The following is a 7,037-nucleotide window of genomic DNA, read 5'->3' as shown; positions in this document are numbered from 1 at the left end:
TTTTAAAAAATAATACCCATTATACCAATCCCTTATCTTTTTTAAATCAACACCTTGTAAATAAGGCAAAAAAGTGCTTTCTATGTCTTTTTGAGTATATCCACAAATATTACCAAACCTGGGGCTTAGGGATATATCTTCTAACATATTCAGACCACTGAATATTGATGCCTTGGAAAACTTGCTAACTCCTGTTAAAAATGCAAATCTAACATATGCATCATTGTCCTTTATTATTGAATAAAGCCCCCTTAAATACTCTCTGTTTTCCTTTGCCTGATCCCTGTTCTCTATTACATCAAGTATTGGCTTGTCATATTCATCTATTAATATTACTACTTTCTGGTTATATTTGCGAAAGGATTCTTTTATTAGCTGGGCAAAACATGCTGGCATATATTCCTGCTCTCTACATCTAATACCAAGCCTCATCTGATTGTCATAAAAGATCTCTCTGGCTATTGCTTCTAGATTCTTAAGATCCTGAAAATTCCCTGCCCAACTAATTTTAATTACTGGATATTTTTTATCAAAATCCCACTTGTCATAGATATAGAGTCCCTTAAAAAGCTCTTTATTTCCCTCAAATATCTCTTTTAGTGTGTCAAGAAATAAGGACTTTCCAAATCTTCTAGGCCTGGATAAAAACACATATTTATAGTTTTCTATTAACTCATATGCCTCTTTTGTCTTGTCTATGTAAACATAGTCCCCTTCTATTATCTCCCTGAAACTTGATATGCCTATTGGTAGTTTTTTCATAATGTTTGCTCCAGGTACTTAAAATTTTATCTATTTATTCCATTAGCTCCCAAGTCTCAAGCTTTGATGTGTCTATGGTCCAAGGATGAAGGATGAAGGGACTCTTCTCCCTTCGCCCTTCTACCTTCGCCCTTTCACTAATTCTTCTGAAGGACAAGGCGGAAGCCAACATCGTCGTACCTACTGACAGGCGAGGAGCTGCCGCGATTAGAGCACCGCAAGTACCTGGGTAAGTAGTACCAGCTACCGCCCCGCATCACACGGCCCCTGCCGACACTTGTATATATAGGATTATTGCGTGAATGATGCTTATAAGCATCCTCAGAATACCAGTCCTCACACCACTCCCATACATTGCCGCTCATGTCATATAATCCCAGAGAATTGGGTGCAAAGGAGCCCACTGGAGATGTATATCTCCACCTATCCCTTCCTCCTGTGCCATCATAATTGGCCAGATCATGGGATATATCACCAGTTTTTGTGGCATACTTCACCTTTTTTCCCCTGCTCCTGCACGCATACTCCCACTCCGCCTCTGTGGGAAGGCGAAATTTATATCCTGTCTTCTTAGAAAGCCACTTTGAAAATGCCTTAGCATCATTCCAGGAAACATTTATGACCGGTCTTCTGCCCCTGCCCCTGCCTTCATCATCTGGTTTCTCTCTACCTGTCTCCTCACAAAATCTGTCATACTGATCAAAGGTCACCTCATACTTCCCCATATAAAACCAACCCATCCACACACACCGTATGAACTGGTTTTTCATCACTATAGCCATCACCAAAGGTATCTCCCATCTCATAACAACCACCTTTAACCCACACAAACTCCATGCCAAGATACGGGTCCTTAAAGGTCTTACCAGAGGCAACCTCAAAAGGCTCATCATCTATGGGTAAAAAAGTGGCATCTATATATTTGTCTGGATCAATAGATAAAAAATCATCTATTTTTTTACTCTTTTTCTTTGCAAAACAAATCCCTGGAAAACACAAAAAGACTATTAGCAGGATTACAACACAACTCCTCATTGATTTAACCCCCCTATCTTTTCTGGTTACCCTGCTTCCCAAAGACTACGTCAAAGTCGTCAATCCTCTAAAATTAGTAATTAGTGATTAGTGAAATGTTTGTCTATTTGATGTTTAATCACGTCTTTTAACTTGTAACTCAAAAGTCATAACCCATAACTCATAACTCAAAACCAATTTCTTTTTCCACCTCTTTAATATCCGTTGCCCTCATAATAACCTTTAGCAGGGCCTTTAGTTTGTCTCTGTTATGTATGTTTCCTATCTTTTTCTTAAGGGACTCAGGCACAATATTAAACCTTATCTCCAGGGCCTCTAAAACCATCTCCCTGGCTTCCCTTACCATGCCCTGCTGGATCCCCTGCTGTATGCCCTGCTGAACTCCCTGCTGGATCCCCTGTTCTATCCATCTCTTTGCAAGTGATGACATCTTCTTACCTCCTAGCTCTTCAAATATATTCTTTACCTCTTCTTCCCTTATATCCTTGCTTGCCACCAGATATTCTATCACCAATATCAATTCTTCCTCTGATACTTGCCTTAAAACTGATATTAATAAGGACCTTATCTTTTTAAATTCATCAAACACATGTTTCATTGATAAAAGAGATGCGCACAAATAGAGATTTTTGCTCTTATTTATTATAATATCATCCCCATATCTGGTGGTGTCAAATAAAACCACCTCAAAATCTACCATGTATTTCTTTATATCTACTGGCACATTAAAGTAGTCTGCAAAACTCTGTGGAAGATTATAAGGCCTTTTCCCATGATAAAATATCACTGGTATTATGGGTCTTAAATCCTTACCCCTCTCAAAATCCCTCTTCCACATAACTGAAAAATAGCTCAGTATCTGAATAAGAACACGCCTGTCTGGATATGATTTGTGCTCAAATACAAAATATAGCTCTGAATCAATCCCCTCTATCTTACACCTCACACCCATATCAAGATAATATCTCTTATATTTCTCATCACTCTTTTCTGTATTTATAATCTCCAAACTATCCATATCAATGTAACACACAAGCTCCTCTGGAAAAAATCCCTCTATAAAATCACGAACATTTTTAACATCCCCCATTAATTTCTTGAAAAATGTGTCATGGGGACGATTTACATCAATCTCTATTTCCTTCTTTCCCATCCAGCATCCCCCTTAAATCTTAAGTCCCCCATTCTCAATTTATTCCACCTTTGCCAGCTTCAATCTAACAGGTCGAGTTATTTCTGGCCTCTGGTCAAAGTCCAGGGCTTTTAATTTTTGTTTTGCAAATTGGTATGCCTCCAAGGTATCTACCCATCCGTCTTTATTTTTATCTCCTTCTCCAATTAGTGCCTTTAAGAAAAAGTAAGTAAATGCTCCATCTCTTCCTGGTGCATATTCCCTTGCTGGTCTATTTGCCGCTGCTGCAGATATAAAAAGTTTGTTTGAAGAAAGAAGGGATACATTCACCTTTGGAGTGATTAATTTCATTGGGCTTATAGATTTTCCTGTGCCTGAAAAACATGCATCCAGCATTGCTACAACTTCTTTATTCTTAAGTGAAGAGAGTTGTTCTTGAAGATAGGATAGGGGAACTGCAGTTCTGTCATTTAATCCATCCAAGGTTACATCATAGGGGACTAAAAGACCATCTTTTATTTTTTCTCCTTCAACAACTGGAGAGCCATGCCCTGAAAAATAGAAAAATATCTTTGCATCTGGGTGTAATTTTCCTCTTCTAACGAGCCAGTTTATTTCATTATAGATATTTCCAACAGTAGCATCTTCATTTAATAATACATGAATATGGGACCTATCATCCTTAAATCCACACCTTTTGACCAGTACTTCATATACATTTTTTGCATCATTATCTGCGAATCTTGGACCTTTTATGTGTTTATACTTCCTTATACCAATTATCAATGCATATGCCTTATTTTGTGGTCTTAATGTGGGCTTAAGAGAGAGTATATTCAAAGATTCATCTGATGTAGCTATGGGAGATGAATAGGCTAGTTGTGCTTGAAATTCTCTATCTGGCAGTGGCTTTGGCAGAGGTATCTGGGAATCATCAAGCATTGCCAGTACCATCCTATCCTTTGCATTGGCAAAATAAGACACAGAAGGATATTTGTGTGTTAGCTCAATAAGTCTCTTCATTGCACCTTCTTTTTCCCCCATCCTAAATTTGTTCCACAATACTTCAGTCAAATATTCTGCAGCCTTTTCAGTTATTTTAGAACCAGCATTGTGCTTTATGGCAAAATCAAGGGCATCCTGATATTTCCCTTTCCTGAATAAAAGTAGAATCTTTAATTTCACCAGCTCCTTATCCTTGTGGGCCTCCAGGGCTTTATCTGCCCACCTGTTTGCTTCATTTAGTCTTTTTAGTTTAAGGGCAAGGTGGGCAAGGTTTTTGTAAAGTTTTAGATCTTTTTTCTTTTGCCCTAACTTTGCCCATATCTTATAAGCTAAATCAGGGCGGCCATAGAGATAATAAGCAACACCCAGGTTGAAATAAATTTTGGGGTTTTCTGGACACATCTTATGGGCCTGAATTAGACCTGCAAGCCCCTTTTTCTTATTTGTTTTAAAGACCTTGAAGCTGGCCTTGGCTAACTCCTTTGCTATCGTGCATTGTGAAGCAAACACATTAGAAGAAACAACTGAAAACAAAAATAACCCTGCCAATATAAGTTTTAGACTTTTATTCATAATGCCCTCCATCTTTACTTAATTATCCAAAAATCAAACCCATCTTCCCACCAGGAAGATTTTGGTAATATGCTTAATTTTGTTATCAACCTTTTTATATCATCACTTTTCATTATAAAGTATCCATATTTTGCCTCTATCCCATCTGTTAAGTCAATTGGGACATCCTTTTTTATTCCAATTACCTTTAAACACATCCTGCCAAGAGGCGGCTTTACAGGATAGGACAGGGCATTTTTGTCTATTACATCAGGGAAAAAATATACTCTATGTTTTTGAAACACCATTGGGTGCAGCACAGACAGGGGATATAAAAATATCAACTCTCCACCCTGTGGATCATAGTTAAAGACATATATTTTTGAATCCATTGGCGGGGATATGGAAAAGCCTATGGTGTCTCCAACTGAGAGTGTTGGAGCATCTCCATTTAATGGGAACTTTTTCCCATGCTCCTCTTTATACAGTTTTAAATATTTACCTTTTTTTGTTTCACTATTTTTTATGTCTTCAATTGGGGCAAAGGCCTTTGTTGGTGGAGGGGTATTGTATATTCTTAACTCCTCATCTGTTAAATTGCAATTTATGTGATCTGAATACAACAAAACCCCTTTTTCAGGAGATATCACCCTTATTTGCAAATCTATTTTTTTTGATTTTGGAAACACATTGTAATCTCCAGTAACAATATAATCTGCTGAAAGTTTTTTTGCCCATTTATCTATATCAAAATCATCCTTTCCATGGACCTCTATCTCATCAATTAACTTTGCAATGTCCAGTCTGTCTATTAAGGTAAATTTGTTCTTACTAAATTCAGTTATATATGTCTGCATCTTCTCAGCTATATATGAGCCCATAAGAGACGGATTATTTGACATAGACGAAAACTTCAAAACAGCTACTTTTTTATTTGACAATAACTTTATATTGCATATGGACTTACTTCTTTTCTTTAATTCACCATTTAATGGGGAGCTGTAAAACAGGGAAAAGGCAATGGCCTGGGAGAAACTAAGTGGAATTATAATAAGTGCAAAACCAATAATTAATAAATTAAAATTGATAATGGAAAATTGAAAATCAAGTTTTTTTATTATCTTTTCAGATGACTGAAAACCCTCACACATATTGAATTCTCCCCAAAAATCCAGTTTCTCTTAAAAATATCTAGCAAGTACCTGCCCTGCTTCTTAAGCAGCTTCCCCAACCTAATACATCATCCTTCTTAAATTCTCAATTCTCTATTTTCAATTATCAATCAAAAAACAATTATCAATTGATCTTCTCCCACTCAAAATTAAGCACATTCCTATCTTTTGAGCTAAATTCTATGCCTATTAAATATATCTTATCTGATCTATCTAAATATTTCTCATGATATCTTTTTTGTTTTATCTGACTTAGTGCTTCTCCTTTTTTACCATCTACCTTAAACTCTATTATGTAAATCTTATCATCTAGTAGCACTGTTAAATCTATCCTGCCATGATTGGTTACATCCTCTCCTATTATCTCAAATCCAAGGGACTGAAGATATACATATACCACTGATGCATAAAATCCTTCATATTCATCTATTTTGTTCTTTGTAAAATAATTATAGGGAATTGAGGCAAAGAGGGATACTAAAGTCTTTTGTAGTTTATCTATTTCTTCATCCATTAATGCATCGTAAAGGTCATTTTGGGCCTTTATACGAATCTGTCTTTGTTCAAACAAATAATCTATAATATAGTCATTTAATGAAATCTTTACCTCTTCATTGGGAAGCCTGAGCCTATATTCTATATCTCCTCTCCTCTTCTGCCTAATGCTATCTATAGTCAGATACCCACTCTGATATAAGATAACTTCCAAGTCTATGTTTTCCACATCAAAACTACTTAATATCTTTTTATCTACAACCATATCTGATAATCGTGGTAAAAAATATCTATTCTGTTTTATCAATTTTATCAAAAAAGTGGGCGTCCCTGTCTCAAACCAGTAATTGTCAAATATACAATCATTTTTAATAAATTGAAGTATATCAAATGGATTATATAGCCTCTCTTTTAAAAAATAATACCCATTATACCAATCTGTTACCCTATTTAAATCAACACCTTCTAAATAAGGCAAAAAAGTGGTCTCTATGTCTTTTTGAGTATATCCACAAATATTACCAAACCTGGGGCTTAGGGATATATCTTCTAACATATTCAGGCCACTGAATATTGATGCTTTAGAGAATTTGCTAACTCCTGTTAAAAATGCAAATCTAACATACGCATCATTGTCCTTTATTATTGAATAAAGCCCCCTTAAATACTCCCTATTTTCCTTTGCCTGATCCCTGTCCTCTATTACATCAAGTATTGGCTTGTCATATTCGTCTATTAATATTACTACTTTTTGGTTATATTTTTTAGTTGCTCTGTCTATGAGTTCTGAAAAACAGGCGGCCATGTCTTCTCTGTTCTCACATTGAATCCCCAGGGCTTCCTGGGCCTTTCTAAAATTTTCCCTGGCACAACTTTCAACTCCC

Annotated in this window: 7 protein-coding genes; all 7 read right to left on the bottom strand. The window is 36.2% G+C overall.

Going from position 1 to position 7,037, the window contains the following annotated elements; all coding sequences use genetic code 11:
* The coding region (locus ACYQ0O_RS12790; RefSeq protein ID WP_459893692.1) for an ATP-binding protein at positions 1–762 on the bottom strand (762 nt) is incomplete at its 3' end.
* A gap of 137 nt (positions 763–899) precedes the next feature.
* Positions 900–1,487, bottom strand: a complete 588-nt coding sequence (locus tag ACYQ0O_RS12785) for a formylglycine-generating enzyme family protein (RefSeq protein ID WP_459893690.1) — start codon at positions 1,485–1,487, stop codon at positions 900–902.
* Entirely contained in the window at positions 1,474–1,797 is a 324-nt protein-coding gene (locus ACYQ0O_RS12780; protein WP_459893688.1) for a hypothetical protein, read from the bottom strand. Before ACYQ0O_RS12780 ends, ACYQ0O_RS12785 begins: the two co-directional genes overlap by 14 nt.
* Positions 1,798–1,957: 160 nt before the next feature.
* Positions 1,958–2,950, bottom strand: a complete 993-nt coding sequence (locus ACYQ0O_RS12775; RefSeq protein ID WP_075070185.1) for an Rpn family recombination-promoting nuclease/putative transposase — start codon at positions 2,948–2,950, stop codon at positions 1,958–1,960.
* A 39-nt stretch (positions 2,951–2,989) separates the two neighbouring features.
* Positions 2,990–4,507 carry a caspase family protein gene (locus tag ACYQ0O_RS12770; protein WP_459893686.1) on the bottom strand — a complete coding sequence of 506 codons (1,518 nt, stop codon included), beginning with the start codon at positions 4,505–4,507 and terminating at the stop codon, positions 2,990–2,992.
* Positions 4,508–4,521: 14 nt separating this feature from the next.
* Entirely contained in the window at positions 4,522–5,637 is a 1,116-nt protein-coding gene (locus ACYQ0O_RS12765; protein ID WP_459893684.1) for a hypothetical protein, read from the bottom strand.
* A gap of 145 nt (positions 5,638–5,782) precedes the next feature.
* A partial coding sequence (locus ACYQ0O_RS12760) for an AAA family ATPase (RefSeq protein ID WP_459893681.1) occupies positions 5,783–7,037 on the bottom strand: 1,255 nt, incomplete at its 5' end.

The organism is Desulfothermus okinawensis JCM 13304, from assembly GCF_054654515.1.
Note: the sequence above shows the minus strand (reverse complement) of the source record. Positions and strands in the feature narration are given on the sequence as shown.

Bases quoted from the DNA above. Each gene is read 5' to 3' on its own strand.
- ACYQ0O_RS12770 (WP_459893686.1), bottom strand. From the start codon at position 4,507: ATGAATAAAAGTCTAAAACTTATATTGGCAGGGTTATTTTTGTTTTCA.
- ACYQ0O_RS12785 (WP_459893690.1), bottom strand. From the start codon at position 1,487: ATGGGGAAGTATGAGGTGACCTTTGATCAGTATGACAGATTTTGTGAG.
- ACYQ0O_RS12765 (WP_459893684.1), bottom strand. From the start codon at position 5,637: ATGTGTGAGGGTTTTCAGTCATCTGAAAAGATAATAAAAAAACTTGAT.
- ACYQ0O_RS12780 (WP_459893688.1), bottom strand. From the start codon at position 1,797: ATGAGGAGTTGTGTTGTAATCCTGCTAATAGTCTTTTTGTGTTTTCCA.
- ACYQ0O_RS12775 (WP_075070185.1), bottom strand. From the start codon at position 2,950: ATGGGAAAGAAGGAAATAGAGATTGATGTAAATCGTCCCCATGACACA.